This window comes from Variovorax sp. AC103, assembly GCF_979254005.1.
In genome coordinates this window covers 111,290-136,373 of record NZ_CEEDFC010000002.1, presented here as the reverse complement: position 1 = coordinate 136,373, position 25,084 = coordinate 111,290, and the positions used below count along the sequence as shown (strand labels likewise).

Below are 25,084 nucleotides of genomic sequence, written 5' to 3'. Positions count from 1 at the left end.
CGGCTCAAGGCGCCGCTTCGCCCTCGAAGCGCACCGTGAACAGCGCCCCCGGCGGATGCTTGCCCGGATGCGCATCCTCCAGCTTCACCCGCGCACGGTGCTGGTTGGCAATTTCCCGCACGATCGGCAACCCCAGCCCCGAGCCGTCGGCCTCGTTGCCGAGCACGCGATAGAACGGCTCGAACACCAGCTCGCGGTCGGTCTCGGCGATGCCCGGGCCGTTGTCCTCCACCTGCAGCAGCTGCACATGGCCGAAGGGGTCGGCCAGCACGCGCACGGTGATCAGGCCGGGGCGCTCGGGCGTCGAGGGCGTGTAGTTGATCGCGTTGTCCACCAGGTTGCGCACCAGCTCCTTCAGCAGCGTGACGTTGCCGTCGAACACCACGCCGGGCGCGCCGGCCTCCGCGCCGTCGTAGCCCAGGTCGATGCGCTTCTCGATCGCGCGCGGCACGGCCTCGCGCACCACCTCGATGGTGAGCCGCGCCAGGTCGCAGGGCTGGTGGTGCGCGTGGGCGCTGTTGCCTTCGGCGCGCGCCAGCGACAGCAGCTGGTTCACCGTGTGCGTGGCGCGCTTGCTGGCGCGGCCGATCTGCTTGAGCGACTGCTTCAGTTCGTCGGCATTGGCGCCTTCGCGCTGCGCCAGGTCGGCCTGCATGCGCAGGCCCGCCAGCGGCGTCTTCAGCTGGTGCGCCGCGTCGGCCAGAAAGCGCTTCTGCGTGCCGATGGAGTCGTTGAGCTTGTCGAGCAGCTCGTTCACCGACGACACCAGCGGCACCACCTCCAGCGGCACCGACGATTCGTCCAGCGGGCTCAGGTCGCCTGGGCGCCGCTCGCGGATGCGCGCCTCCACCACCGACAGCGGCTTGATGCCGCGCACCAGCGCCAGCCAGATCAGCAGCACCGCCAGCGGCAATATCGCGAACTGCGGCAGCAGCACGCCCTTGATGATCTCGGCCGCCAGCACCGACTGCTTCTCGCGCGTCTCGGCCAGCTGCAGCAGCGTGGGCGGCACGTCGTCGCTGCCGCTGGCGATCCACAGGGAGGCCACGCGCACCTCCTTGCCGTGCAGGGCGCTGTTGTGCAGGAAGACCTGGCCGGGCGGCAGCGGCTCGTCCAGGCCGGGCATCGGAAGTTCGCGATCGCCGCTGAGCAGCGTGTCATGACCATCGAGCAGCTGGTAGTACACGTGGCCGGCGTTGTCGGCGCGAAGGATCTCGCGCGCGGGCTGCGAGAGCACGAACTGCGTCTGCCCGTCCTTCACCGTCACCAGTTCGGCCAGCGCCTTGACGTTGTGCTCGAGCGCGCGGTCGAACGGTGCGTTGGCGATGCCCTGTGCCACCAGCCAGGTGACGCCGATGCTCACGGGCACGAGCAGCAGCAGCGGGGTGAGCATCCAGTCGAGGATTTCGCCGAAAAGAGAACGCTGGGCGCGCTGAAAGAGCTTCAAGGGGCTTCCTGGCTGGACGAAACAACGCTGACGCGCATGAACGAAGGTGCTGATCCGCAAGGGCTGCGTGCCGTTGAGGAGGGCGACCGGTTGTAGCTTCGGTGCGAAGTTTCCGCAATGCAGAGGTACCAGGGCGCACCGACACGCAGGTGCCCGCGCCCGCATTGCTCGTGATCCGCTCGAAGGGCGGCGCGAATGTGTTCGTACCGCCGGTGCCTGCAGTTCAATGGGGGAAGCCTCACTCGAACTTCGAGAAGTAGTCCGAAAAAAATGCGACCGCGGCGGATATTTTTGCGGAATTGTCGGCGCGCTCGGAATAGACGGCCCAGATATTGGCCGGCTGCGAATAGGCCGGAAGCACCTGAATCAGCTGGGCGGTGTCGATATGAGGATTCAAATCCCATACCGAACGCAGCACGATGCCGTGGCCTTCAATAGCCCAGGCAACCGCTATCTCACCGTGATTCGTCGAGAGTTTTCCTTTGACCTTGACGGATTCTTCTCCGGCTGCACCACAAAGACGCCAAATCCCGAATGGGTGGTCGCGCTCCTTGATGATCAGGCAATCATGCAGTTCCAATTCCGTGATGGAAGCGGGCGCGCCAAATTTTTTCAGATAAGACGGCGAGGCGCAGAGAATTCTGTGATTGCTTCCAAGGCGTTTTGCAATAAGTTGCGGAGAAATTTCGTCGCCAATTCTGATGTCGAGGTCGAAGCCCTGCTCCGCCAGATCCACAAGGTGGCTGAAGACTTCGAACCGTACGCTCAGAAGCGGATATCTGTCCATCAGCGATGAAATTGCGGGCCCTACGTGATTTCGGCCAAACCCGAAGCTGCTGCAGATGCGAATCGGGCCGCGAGGCTGCTGTTTGTGGTCCGATATTTCCTCATACAGGAGGTTGACGTCGTTCAGTATTTTCTCGGCCCATCGATAGACGCGCTCCCCTGTCTGCGTGATGGCCACCACGCGCGTGGTCCGTGCAAAAAGCCTGCAATTTAAGATTTCCTCGAGAATGCGGATCCTCTTGCTGATGTAGGCGGGCGACGTACCCATTTCATTTGCCGCAAGAGAAAAACCGCCTTTTCGAACCACGGCGACAAACACCCTCAAATCTTCGGGTGTCGGCATATTGTTCATGAAGTGTGCACATTGAAAAAACCAAAATGTGGATTGTGGGTCAGATTCCTGTTTTTAGAATCCGCACACAAGCTGCGTTCAGTGATTCTTCGCCTTTAATAGGCGGCAATGGTTAATTTTTGTCGTGTGATTAAGGGTTCGAAACAATGACGGCTTTTTCAAAGCCGCGTTGACGTCCAGAAGTAGACACTGCGCGGCATTTTCATTTTGATTTTCAGATGGAGGCCGGTGGAATGAAGGCAGGTTCGCCAAATTACAGATACACCATATTTTTCATGGTGTTTGTTCTCGCACTGATCAACTATGTTGACCGGGGCGCAATTTCATATGCATCCGGAGACATCATCAGGGAATACGGCCTGGACAAGGCCTCCTGGGGTGCCGTCATGGGCTATTTCGGCTATGGCTACATGTTCGGTGCCCTGTTCGGAGGCGCAATGGCGGACCGCCTCGGGCCGCGAAAGGTATGGATCATTGCCGGGGTGGCCTGGTCGATCTTCGAGGTGGCGACGGCCTTTGCCGGCGAAATCGGCCTGATGTTCTTTGGTGGGTCCGCCTTGGCGGGATTTGCGTGCATTCGAATACTTTTCGGACTGGCCGAAGGGCCGGCGTATTCGATCATCAACAAGACCAATTCCAATTGGGCGACCCAAAGCGAGCGCGGCCTCGTGGTGAGCATCGGATTGCTTTCCACCCCGTTGGGTGCCCTGCTCACCGCGCCCATTGCCGTCGGCCTGCTGGTCTTCACCGGAAGCTGGCGCGTGATGTTGATCGTCCTGGGGGTGAGCGGGCTTCTGTTCCTCGTTTTCTTCATGCGCGTCTTCACGAGCCGCCCCGAGGAAAATTCCCGGGTGAGCGCTGAAGAACTCGCATTGATCCGTGCGGGCCGCCAGCAAGAGAACCAGCCGGGCGCATCCGTCTCTGGCAAGGAACTGCCCTGGTGGAAATTTTTCCGCAGCAGCACGCTCGTCTTCAATGCCCTGGGCTACGGCGCGTACATCTATGTCAATTTTCTGCTGCTGACATGGACGCCGAAATACCTGCAGGACCACTTCGGCTACAGCCTTTCTTCGCTGTGGTACCTGGGCATGATTCCCTGGGTGGGCGCATGTTTCACCGTCCTGCTGGGTGGAAAGCTCTCGGATTGGCTCTACCGGCGCACGTCCAGCCTCAGGATCGCGAGAAGCTGGTTTGCCGCGGCGTCGCTCGTTTGCACGGCGCTGGTGTTCGGCTCCATTTCGATGGCCGACAGCGCGGTGGCAGTCATTGCATTGATGACGTTGGGCAATGCCCTGAATGCGCTGCCCAACGCGGTGTTCTGGGCCGTCGTCATCGACACGGTGCCGTCGTCCCGGGTCGGCACCTTCAGCGGCATCACGCATTTCCTCGCCAACAGCTGCGTGGTTCTCGCGCCCACGCTGACGGGCGTGCTCGTTGCGAAGTACGGCTACGACTCGATGTTCGTCGCGGCATCCGTTGCAGCCGCGGTGGGCGCCTTGGCCATGCTGGTCGTTCGTCCGGGCGTGATGGCCGGACCAAAGGGAGCGAGATAAATGACGCTTCCACTCATCGCCATCGGCTCCATCGGCGGGACTGTCAGCATGCAGGCGCAGGCCGCGCACAGCGGCGTCAGGCCTACCCTTTCGGTGGAGGAGTTGCTGTTGACGGTTCCCCAGCTCGCAGGCGTTGCGCGCTTCAGGGCCGAGACCATCCAGCTTCTTCCCAGCGCGTCGCTGGATTTCTCGATCCTGCTCGATGTGCTGAAGTGGGCGAAAACGCAAGTCGCCAGCGGCGCCGACGGCGTGGTGATCCTGCAGGGAACGGACACCCTGGAGGAGTCCTCGTTCTTCCTCGACCTGCTGTGGGACAGCGAAAAGCCGCTGGTTCTGACAGGCGCGATGCGCAACGCATCTCAGCCTGGCGCGGATGGCCCGGCCAATCTGTGGACGGCCGCGCTGGTCGCCCTGGAGCGGGAAAGTCGCCATCGGGGCGTGCTGGTCGCGTTCAGCGATCAGGTCCATGAGGCCAAACGCATACGCAAGAACAACACCCTGTCGGTTGCGGCGTTCGAGTCCCCGATTTTTGGCGCGTGCGGGGCGCTGATCGAAGACGCCATTCGCTATTACCGCCCGCCAGCTGCACGGTTGACATTTCCAGCGCCGGCCCGGGTCACACGGAAGGTCGCATTGATCGAGGCCACCCTTTCCGCCGATACCGACTTGATCGAGCACGTCGGGAATTCTGGCTACGACGGCTTGGTGATCGGGGCTTTCGGAGCGGGTCACGTGTCCGTGCAGTGGGCCGATGCGCTTGCAGCGGTGGCCAGGAAGATGCCGGTCGTCGTGTCCTCCAGGACCGGCGCGGGACCGACAGCGGAGAAAACCTATGGGTACAAGGGCGGAGAAATCGATCTTGCTGCCAACGGGATGGTGATGGCCGGATTTCTTTGCCCGAGGAAATCCAGGATCTTGTTGACGCTTGTGCCGGGGGCCGGGGCAACAAGCGTTCGCGAGGTTTTTCAGAAGCTCAATGCTGCGCATTGCTGAGCAGTGCTGAGGCGGGTTTTCTTGCCGCATCCGCCGGCGGAGAGTCGGCTGGCTGTCGTCGACCGCGGTGGCACAGCGGCGCGCCGCGGCTCCTCCGCTGCGGGTCGCCCCGTTCGCAGAGGCAGGCAAGAAATCTCCGCCGGGCGTGACTTAGTGGTGTGGTGGTGAGCCCGCGCAGCGGCGTCCCTGCGGGGCCCGGCTGTAGTCTCGGCGTGCAGTTTCTGCAATTCAAAAAAGCATCAGGGAGTGAGTCATGAAGAACAAGTCATTGAACGGCTGCGTGCAGCCGTTGTGGATCGTCGCGTCCGTGTGTGTCGCGGGCCTTGCGGGCTGTGGAGGGGGCGGCGGAGGCGGTGAGGGCGGCGGCATGCCGATGCTGCCGGTCTTGCCTGCGGCGGCCCCGGCACCTGCGCCCGCGCCACCCCCCGCGCCGGCGCCCGCGCCGAACCGCGATCCGGTGCCGGGCAGCGAGCCGATGCCGTCGTTGGACGCACCCCAGCCCGGATCGACCGCGCAGACCGGCAACGACAGCGAAGGCATCTACCTCTCGCTGCTCGATGTCGCCCTGGTCGGCGCCGACGGATCGATTGCCAGCAAGGATCACATCGGCACGATGTGGGGATCGATCAAGGTCGACGGCCTCGGCTGGTCCTTCAACCCCGACACGAATTACTACTTCATCAAGGCCTCGCCCGTCACGGGCTCGGGCACCTTCGCACCCAGGAAGACGATGAGCGGCACCTACGCCTACGGAACGCGCGAGCCCTCGGCATTCGGTCCGCTGGACTACATCAAGGAAAACGCGTTGGCGGTCACGCAGGACAGCGTGGTCGGCAAGTGGGCCAACCCGGACCGCAATTTTGGCGTGGGCCTGTCGATCGACGTCGACGCCTCGGGCGCGTTCACGGGCACCACGGCCGGCGTGCAAGTCGGCAACTGCAGCATCTCGGGCACGCTCGCACAGGCGCAGCCCGGCACCTCCAAGAACATGTACGGCCTGAAGTTCACCGCGGTCGATGCCAATGCCGACGGCAAGGATGCCTGCAAGCTCACGGCCGTATTGCCCTATTCGGGGCCCGCCGCCATCGTGTTGCTGCCCGCGGGCAACTTCGACAGCAACGGCTATTTCCGCAGCATCTTCTTCATGGTGAAGACGACCACCGGCGCAACCCTGTCGGCGGCGCTGCGCAAGCAGCCGTAAGGCGCAACGGCCAAGGCGCAGGGGCCCGAAGGGTTCAGCCCGGGATCTTCTCCAGGCAGTAGCCCAGCCCGCGCACCGTCGCGATGCGCACCGGGCCCTTCTCGATCTTCTTGCGCAGGCGGTGGATGTACACCTCGATGGCGTTCAGGCTCACCTCCTCGCCCCATTCGCACAGGCGGTCGACCAGCTGGTCCTTGCTTACCAGCCGGCCGGCGCGCTGCAGCAGCACCTCGAGCAGGCCGAGTTCGCGCGCCGACAGCTCGACCATCTTGCCGTCGATGGTGGCCACGCGACCGCCCTGGTCGTACACCAGCGGGCCGTGGCGGATGGTGTTGCTGGTGGTGCCCATGCCGCGCCGCGTGAGGGCGCGCACGCGCGCCTCGAGCTCCTGCAGGCTGAAGGGCTTGGCCATGTAGTCGTCGGCGCCGTGGTCCAGGCCCTTGACGCGTTCTTCCACGCTGTCGGCCGCGGTGAGCACCAGCACCGGCAGCTGCGAGCCGCGCGCGCGCAGGCGCTTGAGGATCTCGATGCCATGCAGGCCGGGCAGCCCGAGGTCGAGGATCAGCAGGTCGAACTCGTCATGGGTCATGAGCGCGGTGTCGGCCTGCGAACCGTTGGCCACGTGGTCGACCGCCGCGCCCGAGGTGCGCAGGCTGCGCAGCAGGGCATCGGCAAGCACCTGGTCGTCTTCGGCAATCAGAATCCGCATGAGGCACCTCCGGCCGGTTTCGGGCGCCGTGCCGGCGCCGTTCACATTTGTCTCTGCGGCGGAGTCTACGCGGCCGTATAGGCTTCCAGACCGATGGTTACCACGGTGGCGATGTCGTTGCCCACGCTGTTTCTGAACTCTCGCTCGGCTTGCGTCACCGCGCTTCGGAAGGCGTCGAGCCAGGCCAGGCCGTCGGCCGTGAACAGCACGCGCCGCGCCCGCGCGTCCAGCGGGTCGGGCCCGCGCGTGACCAGGCCCCAGGCCTCGCACTGGTCGACCAGCGCTCCCATCGCCTGCTTGGTCATGCCCGCGCGCTCGGCCAGTTCGGTCAGGCGCGAGCCCTCGCGCGCCAGGTGCCGCGTGATGTGGATGTGCGCCGCGCTCACCTGCGCGCGCGCCGCGAGGTTCGACAGCGCCAGCGGCACGTCGACGTCGTGCGCCATCAGTTCGAGCACGCGCGCGTCGAAACGGCGCATGGCATGGCCGAGCAGGCGGCCCAGGTGGGTCTGGCGCCAGGCGTCGGTGTCGGGCGGAAAAGCGGCTTCGGACATGGCGCCAAATGGTAAAGCAAACTGATCAAAAAATGGGTTTACTCGAACCAATGAGCCCCTACACTACTGTTCAAGCATCCAGCCTGTGGTTAAAAGCAGATCGGATGAAACCTCACACAAACCGTTGATATTCAAGGAGATTTCCACATGGACGCAGTTGTCAAGGGCGCAAGCATCTCGGTCGCCAACAGTGAAAAGGCCAAGGCCCTGCAGGCCGCGTTGGCGCAGATCGAAAAGCAGTTCGGCAAGGGCACGATCATGCGGCTCGGCGAAGGCGAGGCGCTCGAGGACATCCAGGTGGTCTCCACCGGTTCGCTGGGCCTGGACATCGCCCTGGGCGTCGGCGGCCTGCCGCGCGGCCGCGTGATCGAAATCTACGGCCCTGAATCGTCGGGCAAGACCACGCTCACGCTGCAGGTCATCGCCTCCATGCAGAAGCAGGCCGGCACCTGCGCCTTCGTTGACGCCGAGCACGCGCTCGACGTGCAGTACGCCCAGAAGCTCGGCGTGAACCTGTCCGACCTGCTGATCAGCCAGCCCGACACCGGCGAACAGGCGCTCGAAATCGTCGACTCGCTGGTGCGCTCGGGCGCCGTGGACCTGATCGTCATCGACTCGGTCGCCGCGCTCACGCCCAAGGCCGAAATCGAAGGCGAAATGGGCGACTCGCTGCCCGGCCTGCAGGCCCGCCTGATGAGTCAGGCGCTGCGCAAGCTCACCGCCACCATCAAGAAGACCAACTGCATGGTCATCTTCATCAACCAGATCCGCATGAAGATCGGCGTGATGTTCGGTTCGCCCGAAACCACCACCGGCGGCAACGCGCTGAAGTTCTACGCCTCGGTGCGCCTGGACATCCGCCGCATCGGCACCATCAAGAAGGGCGACGAGGCCATCGGCAACGAAACCAAGGTGAAGGTGGTGAAGAACAAGGTCAGCCCTCCGTTCAAGACGGCGGAGTTCGACATCCTGTTCGGCGAGGGCATCAGCCGCGAAGGCGAGATCATCGACATGGGCGTCACCGCCAAGATCGTCGACAAGTCGGGTGCCTGGTACGCCTACAACGGCGAAAAAATCGGCCAGGGCCGCGACAACGCCCGCGAGTTCCTGCGCGAGAACCCCGAGCTGTCGCGCGAGATCGAGAACAAGGTGCGCGAGTCGCTGGGCATCCCGCTGCTGGCCGCCGACGCCGGCGCCACGCCCGAGAAGCCGCAGAAGGCCGCCAAGGCGGACAAGGCCGAGAAGGCAGACAAGGGCGAATAAGACCCCGCGCGGCTCCGCGGCCTCATGCGGGGCCGCGCGAGCGACCCCGGCATGGCATTCAACGCCCCCTCCCTCAAAGGCCGCGCCCTGCGCCTGCTGAGCCAGCGCGAGCATTCGCGCCTGGAACTGGAGCGCAAGCTCGCAAAGCACGAAGAAGAGCCCGGCACGCTGGCCAAGGCGCTCGACGAGTTGGCCGCCAAGGACTTCATCAGCGAGCCGCGCGTGGTGGCCTCGGTGCTCCACCAGCGTGCGGCCCGTTCGGGCGCGCTGCGGGTGAGGCAGGAGCTGCAGGCCAAGGGCATCGCGCCCGAGGCCATCGCGCAGGCGGTGGCCAGCTTGCAGGAAACGGAAGTCGAACGCGCCACGGCCCTGTGGCGCCGCCGCTTCGACGCCCCGCCCGCCGATGCGAAGGCGCGAGCGAAGCAGATGCGGTTCCTGATGGCGCGCGGTTTCTCCGGCGCCGTCGTGTCCAAGGTCCTCAGGAGCGATTTCGATGAAACAGCAGACGAATGAAGACCCCGGCGCGCCCTCCCGCGTGATCACGCTGCGCGTGGCCTGCGAATGGCGCCGCGCCTACGTGCTGGCGGCCGACCCGAAGCGGCTGCCCGACTGGGCCAGCGGCCTGGCGAAGAGCGCGCTGGTGCCGCACGGCGACCACTGGATCGTGCGCACGCCCGAGAGCGGCGACGCCCGCATGCGCTTCGCGCCGCGCAACGACTTCGGCGTGCTCGACCACTGGGTCACGCCCGAAGGCGTGAGCGAGGTCTACCTGCCCTTTCGCGTGATCGGCGTCGCGCCCGACGCCTGCGAGCTGCAGTTCACGCTGCTGCGCCAGCCGCACATGGACGACGCGGCCTTCGAGCGCGATGCGCAGTGGATCGCGCGCGACCTGCTGGCGCTGCGCAATCTGCTGGAAGCCTGAGCGAGGCGGCCGGGCTTCTTCAGCCGCGCACCACGATCGGCGCGAACTTGCGCCGCGCCTTCAGCTGGTCCGCATCCCATTCGATGCCCAGGCCCGGCGTCTCCGGCGCCACCGCGTGGCCGCCTTCGATGCGCAGCCGGCTCGTCGTCAGGTCGTCGAGTTGGGGGATGTACTCCACCCAGCGCGCATTCGGCACCGCAGCGCACAGGCTCACGTGCAGCTCCATCAGAAAGTGCGGGCACATCGCGATGTTGTGCGCCTCGGCCAGGTGCGCGATCTTGAGCCACGGCGTGATGCCGCCCACGCGCGCCACGTCGGCCTGCACGATGGAGCAGGCGCCCTGCTGGATGTATTCCGCGAACTGCGAAGGGTGGTACATCGACTCGCCCACCGCAATCGGCACCGAGGTGCTCGCCAGCAGCTGCGCATGCCCGCGCACATGCTCGGCCGGCATCGGCTCCTCGAACCACGCGAGGTCGAGCGGCGCGTACTGGCGCGCGCGGCGAATGGCCTCGGCCACGGTGAAGCTCTGGTTGGCGTCGACCATCAGCTCGAAGCCAGCGCCCACGGCCTCGCGCACGGCCGACAGGCGCGCGATGTCCTGCGCGACGTGCGGCTTGCCGACCTTGATCTTCGCGCCCAGGAAGCCGTCGGCCTTTGCGGCCAGCGTCTGCTCCACCAGTTGCGCCGGCTCGATGTGCAGCCAGCCGCCCTCGGTCGTGTAGACCGGCACGCGCGGCTGCGCACCGCCCGCCAGTCGCCACAGCGGCAGGCCCGCCGCGCGCGCATTGCGGTCCCACAGCGCGGTGTCGATGGCCGCCAGCGCCAAGCTGGTGATGGCGCCCACGGCGGTGGCGTGCGTGTGGAAGAACAGGTCGCGCCAGATGGCCTCGTACTGCTGCGGGTCGCGCCCGATCAGGCGCGGCACTAGGTGGTCTTGCAGCAGCGCCACGATGGACGATCCGCCCGTGCCGATGGTGTACGTGTAGCCCGTGCCCGCGGAGCCGTCGTCGCAACGCACGGTGACCATCACGGTCTCCTGCGTCACGAAGGACTGGATGGCGTCGGTGCGCTTGACCTTGGGCGCGATGTCGATCTGCGCGATTTCGACCTGGTCGATCTTTGCCATCGTGCTCAGGCGCCGTTGCGCGTCACGTCGGCCGGCAGGTCGGCGCCATGGAACTTCTTGTAGATGGTGTTGAGCTCGCCGCTCTTGAGCTGCGCCTTCACGAAGTCGTCGAGCCTGGCCTTCAGGCGCGGCTCGTTCTTGCGCATGCCGATGGCCAGGAAGTTGACCTTCATGGTGAACTTCGGCTCCATCTGCTTGGCCGGGTTCTTCTCGTTGATGGTCTTCAAGAGCGGCGGCGCGGTCGCGAAGATGTCGGCCTGCCCGCTGACCACGGCGGTGATGGAGGTGGCGTCGTCGTCGAAGCGGATCACCTGCGCGCCCGCCGGCAGCACCTTGGTCAGTTCCTGGTCGTTGGTGGTGCCGCGCGTGGCGATCACCTTCTTGCCGGCCAGATCGGCGGGCCCCGTGATGGTCATGCTCTTGGGTGCGCCCACCACGGCCAGGATGGCGGCGTAGGGCACCGAGAAGTCGACCACCTTCTCGCGCTCGGGCGTGACCGACATGCTGGAGATGACGATGTCGGCCTTGTCGGTCTGCAGGAACGGAATGCGGTTGGCGCCGGTGGTGGGCACGATCTCGAGCTCCAGGCCCAGGCTCTTGGCCAGCAGGCGCGCGGTTTCCACGTCGGAGCCGGTGGCGTTGAGCTTCTCGTCCTTCAGGCCGTAGGGCGGCACTGCGAGGTCGATGGCGATGCGGATCTTCTTGGCGGCGGTGATGGTGTCGAGCTGGTCGGCGTGTGCCGAGGCGCCGGCAAAGGCCAGCGGCAGCGCGAGCATCAGCGCCGAGAGCAGGGCGCCGCGGCGCGGGAACGAGAAGGGGGAAGTCATCGAGAGTCTCCTGGAGTTGTCTGAAGAAGAAAAAATCAAAGCCCGGTGCCAATGAACTCGCGCAGCTCGGCCGTCTGCGGGTTGCCGAGGATGCTGGCGTCGCCCTGCTCCCACACCAGCCCCTGGTGCATGTAGATGACCTTGTCGGCCACGCCGCGCGCGAAGGCCATCTCGTGCGTGACGAGGATCATGGTCATGCCCTCCGCCGCGAGCTTCTCCATCACCTTGAGCACTTCGCCGGTGAGCTGCGGGTCGAGCGCGGAGGTGACTTCGTCGAACAGCATCAGCTTGGGCTTCATCGCGAGCGAGCGCGCAATGGCCACGCGCTGCTGCTGGCCGCCGGAGAGCTGCTCGGGGTAGGCGTCGGCCTTCTCGGCCAGGCCCACGCGCTCCAGCACTTCCATGGCGACGGCGTCGGCCTGCGAGCCGCTCATCTTCTTCACCGACTTGGGCGCGAGCGTGATGTTCTGCTTCACCGTGAGGTGCGGGAACAGGTTGTAGCTCTGGAACACGATGCCCACGTCCTGGCGCAGGTCGCGCAGGTTCAGCGCGTTGTCGTGCACCGCGTGGCCGCAGCACTGGATGGTGCCGCTGTCGATGGTCTCCAGCCGGTCGATGCAGCGCAGCGCCGTGCTCTTGCCCGAGCCGCTCTGGCCGATGATGGCCACCACCTGCCCGCGCGTGACGGAGAACGACACGCCCTTCAGCACATGCAGCTTGCCGAAGTGCTTGTGGACCTCGTTCAGTTCAACCACGGGCTGCATTGAGCTTCCTTTCAAGGGCGCGACTCCATCGCGAGAGCGGATAACAAAGAATGAAATACAGCACCACCGCGCACCCGAAATACAGGAAGGGCTGGAACGTCGAGTTGTTCAGCACCTTGGCGTTGTAGGAAAGCTCGGCATAGCCGACCACCAGCGATGCGATCGACGTGTTCTTGATGATCTGCACCAGGAAGCCCACGGTGGGCGGCGTGGCGATGCGCAGCGCCTGCGGCAGGATCACGCGGCGCATGCGCTCCCAGCGCGTGAGCGCCAGGCATTCGGCCGCCTCCCACTGGCTGCGCGGCACCGACTGGATGCAGCCGCGCCAGATCTCGCCGAGGAAGGCGCTCGCATAGATGGTGATGGCCAGCGCCGCCGCGGCAAGCGCGGGCACCGAGCCGATGCCCGCGATGTTGGGCCCGAAGAAGCACACGCCCATGAGCACCAGCAGCGGCGTGCCCTGGATGACCTGGATGTAGCCCGCGGCGGCCACGCGCACGGCCTTGATCGGCGACACGCGCGCCAGCGCCACCGCGAGGCCGATGAGCCCGCCCCCCACGAACGCGAGCGCCGACAGCTGCACCGTGCCCCACGCGCCCATCAACAGGAAGCCGAAGTGATCGATGGGCATGAAGCTCATGTCGAAACCTCTTTCGCCCGGCTCACAGAGGCGTGCCCAGCTTGCGCCGGCGCGGGAAGATCAGCATGCCCAGCAGCCAGAAGCCCAGGCGCATGGCGTACGACAGCGCGAGGTACACCACCCACAGCACGATGAAGATCTCGAAGTTGCGGAAGGTGTCCGACTGGATGCGGTTGGCCACGCCGAACAGCTCTTCCGCGCCGATCGACGACATGATGCTGGAGGCCAGCATCAGCAGCACGAACTGGCTCGCGAGCGCCGGGTACACGCGCTCCACGGCGGGTCGCAATATCACGTGCCAGAACACCTGCAGCTTGGACAGCCCCAGGCACTGCGCCGCTTCGAGCTGGCCCTTGTGGATCGACTCGATGCCCGCGCGGATGATCTCGCAGCTGTATGCGCCGATGTTCACCACCAGCGCCAGCACCGCGCCCACCATGATCGGCATCGTCACGCCCGCGCTGGAGAGGCCGAAGATGAGGAAGTAGCTCTGGATCAGCAGCGGCGTGTTGCGCACCGCCTCCACGTAGCCGCCCGTGAGGTGGCGCAGCCAGCCATGGCGGCTGTTGCGGCCCAGCGCACAGGCCGTGCCGAGCGCGAAGCCCAGCACGGTGGCAATGAACGACAGCTGCACGGTGGTCCAGGCGCCGTCGAGCAGCAAGGGCCACTGCGCGAGCACGGGCGCGAAGTCGAACTGGTAGTTCAAGGATGGGGGCTCCGGAAGGCCAGCAAAAAGGCGGGGAGGGCGCGGCGCAAGACGCTCAGGCGGCGTGCGCGACGCGAGCCACTTGGGCGATAGGCAGGCACGCAGGCCCGATCGGTTCGAAGGCCTTGTAGGTCAGGATGAATTCGCGATGGCCCAGCGCCTCCGACTTGCTGGCCGCGCCGTTCGCCACGCTGCGCACCGCGTCGAAGATCTCCTGCCCCACCTCCTGCAGCGTGCCGCGCCCTTCGAGGATGCGGCCGGCGTCCACGTCCATGTCCTCGCCGAGCTGGCGGTAGGTGTCGGGGTTGGCGCAGACCTTGATGACCGGCGACACCGCCGAGCCCACCACCGAGCCGCGCCCGGTGGTGAACAGGATCAGGTGCGCGCCGCAGGCGATGAGTTCGACGATTTCCGCGTTGTCGCTGATGTTCGGAAAGCCGAAGCGCGGCTCGCCGTCGGGCACCACGTCCAGCAGGTAGAGGCCGGGTTGCGCGGGCACGTCGCCGGGCTTCACGATGCCGTTGATGGGCGAGGCGCCGCTCTTGGCGTAGGCGCCGAGCGACTTCTCCTCGATGGTCGAGAGGCCGCCATCCGCATTGCCCGGCGCGAAGCTGCCGTGGCCCATGGTGCTGTAGTAGCGCGCGGCCTTGGCCACGCAGTCGACGATGGCCTGGCCCAGCTCGGGCGTGGCGGCGCGGCGCTGCATGTGGAACTCGCAGCCGATCAGCTCGCCGGTTTCCTCGAAGATGCAGCGCGCGTCCTGCGCGATCAGCAGGTCGAAGGCGCGGCCCACGGCCGGGTTGGCGGTGATGCCGCTGGTGCCGTCGGAGCCGCCGCAGATGGTGCCCACCACCAGCTCGCTCAGCTCCATGGGCACGCGCTGCTGCTGCGCGAGCTCGGCCAGCGCCCATTGCACCCATTCCGTGCCTTCGCGGATGGTGCTGCGCGTGCCGCCCTTCTGCTGGATGGTGAGCGTGTGCACCGGCCGGCCCGACGCCGCCACGGCCTGCTCGAGCTTGCGCTTGTTCATGCTCTCGCAGCCCAGCGAGATGAGCAGCGTCGCGCCCACGTTGGGGTGCGTGGCGATCGCCTCCATCATGCGTTCGGCGTACTCGTTCGGATAGCAGCCGGGGAAGCCCACGAGGTGCACTTCGGATTCACCGTCCTGCTGGCGAAAGTTGAGCGTGATCTCGCGCGCCACGTGGTGCGCGCACTCGACGAGGTAGGCCACGACCACCACGTTGCGGATGCCCTTGCGGCCGTCGGCACGCGGGAAGCCCTGGATCTGGAGCGGGTTGGGAGTGTTCATGCCGTTCATGCGAAGGTGGGGCGCCTCAGGCGTGGCCGACGAAGGTCTTGCCCTCGTCCAGCGTGTAGGTGGGCGTGTAGTCGCTGTCGAGGTTGTGCGTGTGGATGTGCGCGCCGGCCTCGACCGGCGTGCGCAGGCTGCCGATGACGGCGTCGTACTTGCGCACCTGCTGTCCGGCGGCGATGGCATGGCGCGCGAGCTTGTGGCCCAGGCCGATGTCCTTGTCCAGCGCCACCGTGCCGCCTTCGAGCTGCACGGCGGTGCCGGCGGCCAGGTGGGTGCAGGCGATCAGGCAGTTGTCGGCCGGCGAGAGCAGCACCAGCCGGGCGTCGATGGCGGGCGTGGAGGATGTGTGGGGCATCCGGCGCTCAGAACTTGCGGTACTTCAGGTAGGCCTCTTGCGGGTCGGTGCCCGCAAGGATGGCCGTGCGCACGAGGTTCTCGCGGCCCATCATGTGCTCGGCCTCGGTGACGATGGCCTCGGCCTGCGCCAGCGGCAGGCACACAACGCCGTCGGTGTCGGCCAGCAGCAGGTCGCCGGGGTTCACCGTGACCTCGCCGATGCGCACCGGCACGTCCATCGCGTCAGGCAGCCAGTAGCCCACGATGTCGCGCGGCGTGAAGTAGCGGTGCCACACCTGGAAGCCCTGCTGCAGGATGAATTCGGCGTCGCGCACGCCGCCGTCGGCGATCACGCCCAGCACGCCCTTGCGGCCCAGCGTCTCGGCCGAGAGCTCGCCCATGTGCGACACGGTCGAGTCGTTGGGCTGGATCACGGCGATGTGGCCGGGCTTGGCGCGCGAGAGAAAGCCGGTCCAGGCCATCAGCGTCTCGTGCGGATCGGCCGTGGGGTCGACGCGGCCGTTCACGGTGAAAGCCGGACCGCACAGCTTCTGGCCGGCGATCAGCGGGCGCAGCGTGGGCGGCAGCGTGAAGTCGCGCAGGCCGGCCGCGCGCATCACGTCGTGAAGGATGCCGGTGTAGCAGGCTTGCAGGCGAGGGAGCAGTGCGGAATCGTGAGGCATGGCGGCTTTCGTTTTCTTAGGTGAAACTAATTTTCAGAAATAAGGTTAGCAGCGGCGTGCGCGATTGCGGCTGGGGTTTGCGCCAATTCGAGGGTAATTACCAATGAATTGGCAGACAAGCGCGGGTTTCTGAGAGGCTGCCAGCGCGGATATGTCGCGTATATTCAATTTCATCAGTGAAATATGTATTTCACTTGTGCATCGAAACAGCCGACAACTCACTCAAGGACATTGCGCAATGACTTCACGCGTTCAGGGAAAGAACATCCTCGTCACCGCCGCCGGCAAGGGCATCGGCCGCGCCAGCGCGTTGGCGCTGGCGCGCGAAGGCGGCACGGTGTGGGCCACCGACGTGGACGAGGCGGCGCTGGCCGAGCTCGCCGCGCTGGCCCACGAAGAAGGCCTGTCGGGCCTGAAGACCGCCACGCTCAACGTGCGCGACAGCGCCGAACTGCAGGCCTTCGCACCGACCGCGGGCCGGCTCGACGTGCTGTTCAACTGCGCCGGCTTCGTGCACAGCGGCAACATCCTGGCCTGCGAGGAGGCCGACTGGGACTTCAGCATGGACCTCAACGCCAAGTCGATGTACCGCACCATCCGCGCCTTTTTGCCGGCGATGCTGGAGCGCGGCGGCTCGATCATCAACATGGCCTCGGCCGCGTCGAGCGTGAAGGGCGTGCCGAACCGCTTCGTCTACGGCGCCTCGAAGGCGGCGGTGATCGGGCTGACCAAGGCGGTGGCGGCCGACTTCATCCAGCAGGGCGTACGCTGCAACGCCATCTGCCCGGGCACGGTCGAGTCGCCCTCGCTGCGCGACCGCATCGCGGCGCAGGCCGAGCAGGCCGGTGCCGACGAGGCCACGGTCCGCGCCGCCTTCGTGGCCCGCCAGCCGCTGGGGCGCGTCGGCAAGCCGGAAGAGATCGCGGCGCTGGTGGTCTACCTCGCGTCCGACGAGTCGGCCTTCACCACCGGCGCGGTCCATATGATCGACGGTGGATGGTCGAACTGAGCAGGGAACAATGAAGCAAGCACCAGCGCCGGAAGAACAACAGGGCCAGGACGAGGCAGCGCCTGAGGGCGAGGGCGCGCTGCGCTATGCCGCGCCGGCGCTCGAGAAGGGGCTGGACATCCTGGAGGCGCTGGCCGACAGCCCCGGGGGCTACACGCTCAACGAACTGGCGCAGAAGGTGGGGCGCAAGGTCAGCGAGATCTTCCGCATGGCCGTGACCCTGCAGCGGCGCGGCTACGTGCAGGTCGACGAGAACGACCGCTACACGCTCACGCTGCGCATGTTCGAGCTGGCGCACCGCCAGCAGCCGCTGAAAAGCCTGGTGAGCGCCGCGCTGCCGCTGCTGCGCGAGCTGGCGAACCGGGCGCGCCAGTCGTGCCACCTGACCATGTACCAGGGCGGGCGCGTGGTCGTCATAGCGCAGGTCGAGAGCCCGGAGCGCTGGTCGTTCGGGCTCAAGGTGGGCGTGGTGATGGGGCTGACGGACACGTCTTCGGGCCACGTGCTGCTGGCGTTTCGCGACGAGATCGACCGCGCCCGCATGCTGCGCGCCCACATCGGCGTGGAAGGCGAACTCGACATGGACCCGGGCGAGCTGTTCGCCATTCTTCAGGAGGTGCGCGCGCGCGGCTACTCGGCCATGCCGAGCAAGCAGACGCGCGGCATCACCAACATCGCGTACCCGGTGATGGGTGCGGCCGACCACGTGATCGCGTCGATCAACGTGCCGTACATCGAGCGCATCGACCAGAAGTCGGCGCCCGACGCGGTGCAGGTGCGCGGCATCGTCGGCAACATCGCCGCGCGGCTGTCGGCGCTGATGGGGGCGAGCGGCTACAACGACAACGAGTGAGCCGCGGGGCGTGGGCGCGGGGTGGGCGTCACCCGGCTTCGGGCATCTCCGCGGCCGATGGCGCCTCGGTACGGCGCGCCGTGAGATCGCGCACATTCTTCTGGACCGCCACGGCGCCGAACAGGCTGAGCAGGTAGGCCATGGCGTAGAAGCCTTTTTCGCTCTGGGCCAGCGTCGAATTGAACAGGCCGACAGCCAGCAGCCCGATGGCGAGCAGCATAGAAATCCAGCACAGGCCGTAATAGATGCCCGTGACGGGCGTGCCCTCGAGCCGGTCGCGCACGCTCTTTTGCAATGACACGGCGGCAAAGAGGCCGTACGTCAGGATGGTGAAGTAATAGCCTTTTTCATTGAGCTGCATCGTGGCATTCCAGAGCCCGATCAGGTAAGCGACCGCGCCTGCGAGCAGCGCGGTCCAGGACGCCGCAATGAAGGCGCCCGTGGGTTTTTGAAATGTGCGGTCCATTGAATTCCTCCCTTTGTGTTTGTGGAGGGCGATTCTGGTGGAGCGGGCCGATGGCATGATCCAACGCGTGTGTGCGATGCTGCACTTGTTCGCATTTGCTGAATTTTTCAGCGTCGATCCGTACCGATCCGCATCTATCCCAAGTGCTTTGCGGAACTGAATTAATAAATTAGTTGGAGGAGTTCCCGCATGTCCACAGGTTCTACCGGTCCCGATGCCCAGCCGTCCCTTGTTCGCACCGGCGCCAAGGCCGGGCTGGCTTTTGCCGGCTCCGTCGTCAAGGGCGGTTTGCTCGGCGTGGTGTTGGGCGGGGGCGTCTTCTTTTTCTACCTGAGCCAGCTGAATGGGCCGGGCAACGTCGCGGCGCGGGCCGGCGGTGCGGGCGCCATCGTTGCGCTGATCACCACGCCGTCGGTGCTGGTGGCGTTTTTGCTGCTGTTGTTCGTGGTCGTCTACGTGATGCTGGGTGTGGCGCAAGGGCGCGCACGCGCGATGCAGCACTTGGTCGCGGCGCGCGGCGAGGCGGTGTCGCAGCGGCTGTCCGGCGCGATTGCCGCCCGCATCGAGGCGATGCCGCGCGCCCACGGCACGCTGCACCGCGCGGCAGACTGGCTGTCGGCCGATGCGCTGAGCAAGCAGCTCGCGCCCGTGCTGGGCGAGGGCAAGGCGGTGCGTTCGGTGGTGGGCTTTGTGCTCAACCGGCTGCCGCTGAGCGAAATGATGGCCGAGTGGCAGGAGAGCCGTGCCGCGCATGGCGAGCCGGTCGTTTCACCCGGCGAAGGCCCGGTGCAGGACCCGGCGCTGCGTGCGCTGCTCACGCGCCGCATCAACGAAACCCTGCAGGACATGGCGGAGCCCTCGCGCACGCCGCTGTACATCGCGCTGGGCGCGCACGCGGCGCTGCTGGGCGTGGGGCTCTGGCTCGTCAACTGAGCCAGGGGAAGCGAGGCCGGGCGCTCAGAGCGCCAGCATCAGCTTCAGGTTCTGCACCGCGGCGCCGCTGGCGCCCTTGCCCAGGTTGTCCAGGCGGGCGATGACCACGGCATGGTGGTGGTCCTCGTTCGGGAACACGCGGATCTCGAGTTCGTTGGTGTCGTTGAGCGCCTGCGGCTCTAGCTTGCCGTCTTCGGTAGGCGGCAGCACCTTCACGAACTGCTCGGGCGTGTTGCTCTTCGCGTAGTGCGCAGCCAGCGCTTCGTGCAGGTCGGCGGCCTTCGGCTTGCCGGGCAGCAGGTCGAGGTGCAGCGGCAGTTGCACCAGCATGCCCTGCTTGAAATTGCCCACCGACGGAATGAAGACCGGGCGGCGGGTCAGGCCGGTGTAGGCCATGATTTCAGGAATGTGCTTGTGCTTCAGGCCCAGCGCGTAGGTCTCGAACAGGGGCGCCTCGCCCTTTTCGTAGGCCTCGATCATGGTCCGGCCGCCGCCCGAGTAGCCGCTCACGGAGGGCAGCGAAATCGGAAAGTCGGCCGGCAGGATGCCTGCGTCGACCAGCGGGCGCACCATGGCGATGGCGCCGGTGGCGTAGCAGCCGGGGTTGCCGACGCGCTCGGCCTTGGCCACGGCCTGCCAGTGGCCTTCGGCCAGTTCGGGAAAGCCGAATACCCAGCCCGGCGCGATGCGGTGGGCCGTGGAGGCGTCGATGATCTTGGGCTTGGCGCCCGGCAACTGGTCGATGAGCGCCACCGACTCGCGCGCCGCGTCGTCGTGCAGGCACAGCACCACCAGGTCGACGCCGGCCATCAGGTCGCGCTTGGCGTTGACGTCCTTTCGCAGCTCGGGCGCGATGCTCACGAGTTCGATCTGGGGCATCGTCTGGAGCCGCTCGCGAATCTGCAGGCCGGTGGTACCGGCTTCGCCGTCGATGAAAACCTTGGCCATGGTGGAGTGCTCTGTGTTCCGGGGGAGGGGGTCTAGAAGAAAGTACGTATTGACCGCAACCCCACGTACAGTATTGGTGCGGCGCACCATGATACAGTCCGCGGTTGTTCGCCGCCCCCAGCCGTCAGGCTGCCGTCGCCCGCGAGCAACAGAGCAGAAACACTCTCACCCGCAGATTCCCGTTCTCAACCTCCTCCTTCCGAGAGACATCCCTCATGAAGATTCACGAGTACCAAGGCAAGGAAATCCTTGCCAAGTTCGGCGTGCCAGTGCCGCGCGGCATTCCGGCCTACACGGTCCAGGAGGCGGTCGAAGCCGCCCAGAAACTTGGAGGCCCGGTCTGGGTCATCAAGGCCCAGATTCACGCGGGTGGCCGCGGCAAGGGCGGCGGCGTCAAGGTCGCCAAGACCATCGAAGACGTCAAGAAGCTCGCCGGTGAAATCCTCGGCATGCAGCTCAAGACGCACCAGACCGGCCCCGAAGGCCAGAAGGTCCGCCGCCTGTACATCGAGGACGGCGCCGACATCAACAAGGAATACTACATTTCCGCCGTGACCGACCGCGCCACCCAGAAGGTGGCCTTCATCGCTTCGAGCGAAGGCGGCATGGACATCGAGGAAGTGGCCCACTCCTCGCCCGAGAAGATCATCACGGTGTTCGCAGACCCCGAAAAGGGCCTGACCGACGAACAGGCCAAGCAGATCGCCGACGGCATCGGCATGCCGGCCGACTCGACCGCCCAAACGGTCGACATCCTGAAGAAGCTCTACACCTGCTACATGGAGACGGACGCCTCGCTGGTCGAGATCAACCCGCTCAACCGTGACAGCAAGGGCAACGTCATGGCGCTGGACGCCAAGTTCAACTTCGACAGCAACGCGCTGTTCCGCCACCCCGAAATCGTGGCCCTGCGCGACCTCGACGAAGAAGACGCGGCCGAAGTCGAAGCCTCCAAGTTCGACCTCGCCTACATCTCGCTGGACGGCAACATCGGCTGCCTGGTGAACGGTGCCGGCCTGGCCATGGCCACCATGGACACCATCAAGCTGTTCGGCGGCGAGCCGGCCAACTTCCTGGACGTGGGCGGCGGCGCCACTCCCGAGAAGGTCACCGAAGCCTTCAAGATCATGCTGAAGAACAAGAACGTGGAAGCCATCCTCGTGAACATCTTCGGCGGCATCATGAAGTGCGACACCATCGCCACCGGCGTGATCGCGGCCTGCAAGGCCGTGAACCTGCAAGTGCCGCTGGTCGTGCGCATGAAGGGCACCAACGAAGTCGAAGGCAAGAAGCTGCTTGCCGATTCGGGCCTGCCGATCATCAGCGCCGACACCATGGCGGACGCGGCCCAGAAGGTCGTGGCAGCAGTCAAGAAGGCCTAAGGAACAAGTCATGTCGATCTACATCAACAAAGACACCAAAGTCATCACCCAAGGCATCACCGGCAAGACCGGTCAGTTCCACACGGAAAAGTGCCAGGAATACGCGAACGGCAAGAACGCCTTCGTGGCGGGCGTGAACCCGAAGAAGGCCGGCGAGTCGATCTTCAACATCCCGATCTTCGGTTCGGTGAAGGAAGCCGCTTCGCAGACCGGCGCCACCGTGTCGGTGATCTACGTGCCGCCGGCAGGCGCAGCGGCCGCCATCTGGGAAGCCGTCGAGGCCGACCTGGACCTGGCGATCTGCATCACCGAAGGCATTCCTGTTCGCGACATGCTCGAAGTGCGCAACAAGATGAAGGCCAAGGAAGCGGCCGGCGGCAAGAAGACCTTGCTGCTGGGCCCGAACTGCCCCGGCCTGATCACGCCCGACGAAATCAAGATCGGCATCATGCCCGGCCACATCCACCGCAAGGGCCGCATCGGCGTGGTCTCGCGCTCGGGCACGCTGACGTACGAAGCCGTGGCTCAACTGACGGAAATCGGCCTGGGCCAATCGTCGGCAGTCGGCATCGGCGGCGACCCGATCAACGGCCTGAAGCACATCGACGTGATGAAGGCCTTCAATGACGATCCGGACACCGACGCCGTCATCATGATCGGCGAAATCGGCGGACCCGACGAGGCCGACGCCGCCCGCTGGTGCAAGGACAACATGAAGAAGCCGGTCGTCGGCTTCATCGCTGGTGTCACCGCCCCTCCCGGCAAGCGCATGGGCCACGCCGGCGCGCTGATCTCGGGCGGCGCCGACACGGCCGATGCCAAGCTCGCCATCATGGAAGAGTGCGGCTTCACCGTGACGCGCAACTTCTCCGAGCTGGCCAAGCTGCTCAAGGCACGTCTGTAAGAGACGCTCCACGACACCGGCCGCAGAGCCGGGTCATGCGAGGACCACGCAGAAACAAAAAAAGCGCCCGCACTGGATTGCGGGCGCTTTTTTCAAATAAAACACAGTGGGATCAGAGACATGGAACTCCTTCAAAGCACAGATTTCTGGATAGGTCTGCTCAAGATCGTCTGGATCAACATCATCCTGTCGGGCGACAACGCCGTGGTGATCGCCATGGCGGCGCGCTCGTTGCCGCCCGCACAGCAGAAAAAGGCCGTGATGTTCGGCTCGGGCGCGGCCGTGGTGCTGCGCATCGTGCTCACGGTGGTGGCGGCCAAGCTGCTCGCGCTGCCCTTCCTGCAGATCGTCGGCGGCCTGCTGCTGCTGTGGATCGGCACGCAGCTGCTCAGCGGCGACGACGAGGGCGAGGGCGAGTCCAAGGAATACGGCAGCATGATGGTCGCCGTGCGCACCATCCTGCTGGCCGACCTGGTGATGAGCCTGGACAACGTCATTGCCGTGGCGGCCGCCGCGCAGGGCAGCATGGTGCTGCTGGTGCTGGGCCTGGCGATCAGTATTCCCTTGGTCATTTTCGGCAGCACCCTCATGATCAAGCTCATGGAACGCTTCCCGATCATCGTCATGCTCGGTGCCGCGCTGATCGGTTGGGTCGGTGGCGAAACCATCGTGAGCGACGTGGCGCTGCGCGACACGCTCGCGGCCAATCCCTGGTTGCACTATGCGGCAGCTGCTGCCGGTGCCCTGTTCGTCGTGGCCGTCGGCCGCCTGTTGCAACGGCGCGCGCACGCCGCGGCACACTGAGTTTCTGAGAAGTCGGCACTGGCAAACCATGGCGAGTGTCGGCGTTTCCCTGTTCTCGACCCGCCCCGCGCTGACCTGGGAGTTCGCCTCCCTGACCGATGTCGGGCGGTTGCGCGCCCACAACGAAGACGCCGTCCACGTCGATTCCGCGCTCGGGCTGGCCTTGCTGGCCGACGGCATGGGCGGCTACAAGGGCGGCGAAGTGGCGAGTGCCATGGCCGTGTCGCTGATGCATGCCAGCTTCGGCCGCTGGTTCGCCCAGGCCGGCATGCAGGCGCCGGCCCGGGTGGTCCGCCGGGCGCTGCAGGCCGCCACGGACGAGGCCAATGGCTCCATCCTGCACGCCGGCACCACCAACCCCGAGCTGCAGGGCATGGGGACCACGCTGGTGCTGGCGGCCTTCCGGCCGCAGCGCGTGGTGGTCGGCCACATCGGCGATTCGCGCTGCTACCGCGTGCGCAACGACAAGCTCGAACTGCTCACGCGCGACCATTCGCTGCGCCAGCAGCAACTCGACGCCGGCGCCATCACCGCCGAGGAAGCGCTCAATTCGCCGACCCGCAACCTCGTGACCCGCGCGGTGGGCGTGGAGCCGCAGGTCATGCTGGAAATGCACGAACACAGCGCAAGACCGGGCGATCTCTATATGCTCTGCTCCGACGGACTGAGCGAGATGATTTCCGATGAGCAGCTTTTCACGCTTCTTGCGCACGATATCGCGCTTCAGAAAAAAGCTTCACTTTTAGTTGCAATTGCAAACGACAATGGCGGACGGGACAATATTTCGGTTGTTCTGGCACGGGCGAGCGTCCTGGAAACGTCTCGCGCGGCCAAGTAGCAGGCCTGGACGGCACCCCACCGTCCCGCTTGCCCTCACTCAAGCTTTGCAATCGGGGAGTCGGCAATGCCGAAGATGATCATCTCTGTCGATGGCGTTGTCATCGGACAAGTGGCACTCGCCAAGGAACGCACGACGTTGGGACGACGTGCCTACAACGACATCGTGATCGACAATCTGGCGGTCAGCGGCGAGCACGCCGTGCTGCACATGAGCGATGGCGATGGTCAAGTCGAAATTGAAGATCTCAACAGTACCAACGGTACGTACGTCAATGCGCTCGCCATCCAGAAGCAGGCGCTCAAGGACAACGACGTCATCGAGGTCGGTGGCTGCCGCATCCACTTCCGGGCGCGAAGCAACCTGGCCATCGGTCCCGGTTCCGTGCGCACCACCTTGCCCGAGCACTCGGGGCATTCGGGTGCCGTGCCGCTGTCGTCGGCGCCCACCGAGTCCGGCGCGCTGGTCGAGCTGGGCATTCCGGTGCTGCGGGTGCTGGCTGGCGCCAACGAAGGCCAGGACGTTGCGCTGCAGAAGGTCGTCACCACCATCGGCAAGCCCGGCGTCGCCGTGGCCGTCGTCACGCGCCGCCGGCAGGGCTACGTGGCCGCTGGCGTCGAGGGCAACGTCACGCTCAACGGCCTGCAGCTGGGCACCGAGGCGGTCGCCTTGCAGGAGCGCGACGTGCTCGAGCTCGGCGGCGCCACGCGCATGCAGTTCGTTCGCATCTGAATTTCCCCCCGTGGCCTGCCGCGGCAACGCCCGCAAGG

28 protein-coding genes are annotated in these 25,084 nt (G+C 65.8%); 14 read left to right on the top strand and 14 right to left on the bottom strand.

Annotation, left to right across the window (positions count from 1 at the left end; translation table 11 throughout):
* Nucleotides 1-4: 4 nt before the first annotated feature.
* Nucleotides 5-1,447 carry a sensor histidine kinase N-terminal domain-containing protein gene (locus AC0IYU_RS03285; protein ID WP_472112979.1) on the bottom strand — a complete coding sequence of 481 codons (1,443 nt, stop codon included), beginning with the start codon at nucleotides 1,445-1,447 and terminating at the stop codon, nucleotides 5-7.
* A 238-nt stretch (nucleotides 1,448-1,685) separates the two neighbouring features.
* A complete protein-coding gene (locus tag AC0IYU_RS03280) occupies nucleotides 1,686-2,585 on the bottom strand; it encodes a LysR substrate-binding domain-containing protein (protein WP_472112977.1) in 900 nt (299 codons plus the stop codon).
* Nucleotides 2,586-2,818: 233 nt separating this feature from the next.
* Here AC0IYU_RS03280 and AC0IYU_RS03275 point away from each other — a divergent pair, with 233 nt between their 5' ends.
* The 3 genes from AC0IYU_RS03275 to AC0IYU_RS03265 all read left to right on the top strand — a co-directional run bounded on the left by AC0IYU_RS03275 (nucleotide 2,819) and on the right by AC0IYU_RS03265 (nucleotide 6,332).
* Nucleotides 2,819-4,138, top strand: a complete 1,320-nt coding sequence (locus AC0IYU_RS03275) for an MFS transporter (RefSeq protein WP_472112975.1) — start codon at nucleotides 2,819-2,821, stop codon at nucleotides 4,136-4,138.
* The gene (locus AC0IYU_RS03270) at nucleotides 4,139-5,131 is read left to right on the top strand and encodes an asparaginase (protein WP_472112972.1); all 993 of its coding nucleotides are present in this window, start codon (nucleotides 4,139-4,141) and stop codon (nucleotides 5,129-5,131) included.
* A 253-nt stretch (nucleotides 5,132-5,384) separates the two neighbouring features.
* The gene (locus tag AC0IYU_RS03265) at nucleotides 5,385-6,332 is read left to right on the top strand and encodes a hypothetical protein (RefSeq protein WP_472112969.1); all 948 of its coding nucleotides are present in this window, start codon (nucleotides 5,385-5,387) and stop codon (nucleotides 6,330-6,332) included.
* Nucleotides 6,333-6,366: 34 nt separating this feature from the next.
* On the opposite strand, the gene AC0IYU_RS03260 is transcribed toward AC0IYU_RS03265, so the two are convergent.
* Nucleotides 6,367-7,041 carry a response regulator gene (locus AC0IYU_RS03260; protein ID WP_435437344.1) on the bottom strand — a complete coding sequence of 225 codons (675 nt, stop codon included), beginning with the start codon at nucleotides 7,039-7,041 and terminating at the stop codon, nucleotides 6,367-6,369.
* A 65-nt stretch (nucleotides 7,042-7,106) separates the two neighbouring features.
* Nucleotides 7,107-7,592, bottom strand: coding sequence for a MarR family winged helix-turn-helix transcriptional regulator (locus AC0IYU_RS03255; protein ID WP_435486734.1), 486 nt, complete (start codon nucleotides 7,590-7,592; stop codon nucleotides 7,107-7,109).
* A gap of 147 nt (nucleotides 7,593-7,739) precedes the next feature.
* On the opposite strand from AC0IYU_RS03255, the gene recA reads away from it, so the two are divergent.
* From recA to AC0IYU_RS03240, 3 genes are read left to right on the top strand one after another with little or no spacing between them, the layout of a single operon-like run.
* On the top strand, nucleotides 7,740-8,855 hold the full coding sequence (gene recA / locus AC0IYU_RS03250) for a recombinase RecA (protein ID WP_435437346.1): 1,116 nt from the start codon (nucleotides 7,740-7,742) through the stop codon (nucleotides 8,853-8,855).
* Between the two features lie 51 nt (nucleotides 8,856-8,906).
* The gene (gene recX / locus AC0IYU_RS03245; protein WP_472112966.1) at nucleotides 8,907-9,368 is read left to right on the top strand and encodes a recombination regulator RecX; all 462 of its coding nucleotides are present in this window, start codon (nucleotides 8,907-8,909) and stop codon (nucleotides 9,366-9,368) included.
* Nucleotides 9,349-9,777 (top strand): SRPBCC family protein, encoded by a 429-nt coding sequence (locus AC0IYU_RS03240; protein ID WP_435486736.1) that lies wholly within the window; start codon nucleotides 9,349-9,351, stop codon nucleotides 9,775-9,777. Before recX ends, AC0IYU_RS03240 begins: the two co-directional genes overlap by 20 nt.
* 19 nt (nucleotides 9,778-9,796) lie before the next feature.
* Here AC0IYU_RS03240 and AC0IYU_RS03235 read toward each other — a convergent pair whose 3' ends face one another.
* The 8 genes from AC0IYU_RS03235 to AC0IYU_RS03200 are packed head-to-tail and all read right to left on the bottom strand — an operon-like array spanning nucleotide 9,797 to nucleotide 16,177.
* On the bottom strand, nucleotides 9,797-10,906 hold the full coding sequence (locus AC0IYU_RS03235; RefSeq protein ID WP_472112964.1) for a mandelate racemase/muconate lactonizing enzyme family protein: 1,110 nt from the start codon (nucleotides 10,904-10,906) through the stop codon (nucleotides 9,797-9,799).
* A gap of 5 nt (nucleotides 10,907-10,911) precedes the next feature.
* Nucleotides 10,912-11,733, bottom strand: a complete 822-nt coding sequence (locus tag AC0IYU_RS03230) for a transporter substrate-binding domain-containing protein (RefSeq protein WP_472112961.1) — start codon at nucleotides 11,731-11,733, stop codon at nucleotides 10,912-10,914.
* Nucleotides 11,734-11,768: 35 nt separating this feature from the next.
* Nucleotides 11,769-12,497 (bottom strand): amino acid ABC transporter ATP-binding protein, encoded by a 729-nt coding sequence (locus AC0IYU_RS03225; RefSeq protein WP_472112958.1) that lies wholly within the window; start codon nucleotides 12,495-12,497, stop codon nucleotides 11,769-11,771.
* On the bottom strand, nucleotides 12,481-13,137 hold the full coding sequence (locus tag AC0IYU_RS03220; protein ID WP_435486739.1) for an amino acid ABC transporter permease: 657 nt from the start codon (nucleotides 13,135-13,137) through the stop codon (nucleotides 12,481-12,483). The genes AC0IYU_RS03225 and AC0IYU_RS03220 overlap by 17 nt, the downstream gene beginning before the upstream one ends.
* Nucleotides 13,138-13,159: 22 nt before the next feature.
* Nucleotides 13,160-13,843 (bottom strand): amino acid ABC transporter permease, encoded by a 684-nt coding sequence (locus AC0IYU_RS03215; RefSeq protein ID WP_435486740.1) that lies wholly within the window; start codon nucleotides 13,841-13,843, stop codon nucleotides 13,160-13,162.
* Between the two features lie 55 nt (nucleotides 13,844-13,898).
* On the bottom strand, nucleotides 13,899-15,161 hold the full coding sequence (locus tag AC0IYU_RS03210; RefSeq protein ID WP_472112956.1) for a UxaA family hydrolase: 1,263 nt from the start codon (nucleotides 15,159-15,161) through the stop codon (nucleotides 13,899-13,901).
* 16 nt (nucleotides 15,162-15,177) lie between these two features.
* Nucleotides 15,178-15,513, bottom strand: coding sequence for a UxaA family hydrolase (locus AC0IYU_RS03205; protein WP_472112953.1), 336 nt, complete (start codon nucleotides 15,511-15,513; stop codon nucleotides 15,178-15,180).
* Between the two features lie 7 nt (nucleotides 15,514-15,520).
* The gene (locus AC0IYU_RS03200; protein ID WP_472112950.1) at nucleotides 15,521-16,177 is read right to left on the bottom strand and encodes an RraA family protein; all 657 of its coding nucleotides are present in this window, start codon (nucleotides 16,175-16,177) and stop codon (nucleotides 15,521-15,523) included.
* A 238-nt stretch (nucleotides 16,178-16,415) separates the two neighbouring features.
* Between AC0IYU_RS03200 and AC0IYU_RS03195 the strand changes: the two genes are divergently transcribed.
* Both AC0IYU_RS03195 and AC0IYU_RS03190 read left to right on the top strand, forming a co-directional pair.
* Complete coding sequence (locus AC0IYU_RS03195) at nucleotides 16,416-17,186, top strand: SDR family oxidoreductase (protein WP_472112947.1); 771 nt, start codon at nucleotides 16,416-16,418, stop codon at nucleotides 17,184-17,186.
* A gap of 10 nt (nucleotides 17,187-17,196) precedes the next feature.
* The gene (locus AC0IYU_RS03190; protein ID WP_472112944.1) at nucleotides 17,197-18,039 is read left to right on the top strand and encodes an IclR family transcriptional regulator; all 843 of its coding nucleotides are present in this window, start codon (nucleotides 17,197-17,199) and stop codon (nucleotides 18,037-18,039) included.
* Nucleotides 18,040-18,067: 28 nt separating this feature from the next.
* On the opposite strand, the gene yiaA is transcribed toward AC0IYU_RS03190, so the two are convergent.
* Nucleotides 18,068-18,505 (bottom strand): inner membrane protein YiaA, encoded by a 438-nt coding sequence (gene yiaA / locus AC0IYU_RS03185; RefSeq protein WP_435486747.1) that lies wholly within the window; start codon nucleotides 18,503-18,505, stop codon nucleotides 18,068-18,070.
* A gap of 189 nt (nucleotides 18,506-18,694) precedes the next feature.
* On the opposite strand from yiaA, the gene AC0IYU_RS03180 reads away from it, so the two are divergent.
* Entirely contained in the window at nucleotides 18,695-19,438 is a 744-nt protein-coding gene (locus tag AC0IYU_RS03180; RefSeq protein WP_472112941.1) for a hypothetical protein, read from the top strand.
* A gap of 24 nt (nucleotides 19,439-19,462) precedes the next feature.
* Here the strand turns inward: AC0IYU_RS03180 and argC are convergent, their stop codons facing one another.
* Entirely contained in the window at nucleotides 19,463-20,386 is a 924-nt protein-coding gene (argC, locus tag AC0IYU_RS03175; RefSeq protein ID WP_472112939.1) for an N-acetyl-gamma-glutamyl-phosphate reductase, read from the bottom strand.
* A 215-nt stretch (nucleotides 20,387-20,601) separates the two neighbouring features.
* Between argC and sucC the strand changes: the two genes are divergently transcribed.
* The 5 genes from sucC to AC0IYU_RS03150 all read left to right on the top strand — a co-directional run bounded on the left by sucC (nucleotide 20,602) and on the right by AC0IYU_RS03150 (nucleotide 25,046).
* Nucleotides 20,602-21,768 carry an ADP-forming succinate--CoA ligase subunit beta gene (gene sucC / locus AC0IYU_RS03170; protein WP_472112936.1) on the top strand — a complete coding sequence of 389 codons (1,167 nt, stop codon included), beginning with the start codon at nucleotides 20,602-20,604 and terminating at the stop codon, nucleotides 21,766-21,768.
* A gap of 10 nt (nucleotides 21,769-21,778) precedes the next feature.
* Nucleotides 21,779-22,672, top strand: a complete 894-nt coding sequence (sucD, locus tag AC0IYU_RS03165; protein ID WP_435437361.1) for a succinate--CoA ligase subunit alpha — start codon at nucleotides 21,779-21,781, stop codon at nucleotides 22,670-22,672.
* Nucleotides 22,673-22,792: 120 nt separating this feature from the next.
* On the top strand, nucleotides 22,793-23,476 hold the full coding sequence (locus AC0IYU_RS03160; RefSeq protein ID WP_116910421.1) for a TerC family protein: 684 nt from the start codon (nucleotides 22,793-22,795) through the stop codon (nucleotides 23,474-23,476).
* A gap of 28 nt (nucleotides 23,477-23,504) precedes the next feature.
* The gene (locus tag AC0IYU_RS03155) at nucleotides 23,505-24,314 is read left to right on the top strand and encodes a Stp1/IreP family PP2C-type Ser/Thr phosphatase (protein WP_472112933.1); all 810 of its coding nucleotides are present in this window, start codon (nucleotides 23,505-23,507) and stop codon (nucleotides 24,312-24,314) included.
* 66 nt (nucleotides 24,315-24,380) lie between these two features.
* Nucleotides 24,381-25,046 carry an FHA domain-containing protein gene (locus AC0IYU_RS03150; protein WP_435486751.1) on the top strand — a complete coding sequence of 222 codons (666 nt, stop codon included), beginning with the start codon at nucleotides 24,381-24,383 and terminating at the stop codon, nucleotides 25,044-25,046.
* Nucleotides 25,047-25,084 lie beyond the last annotated feature (38 nt).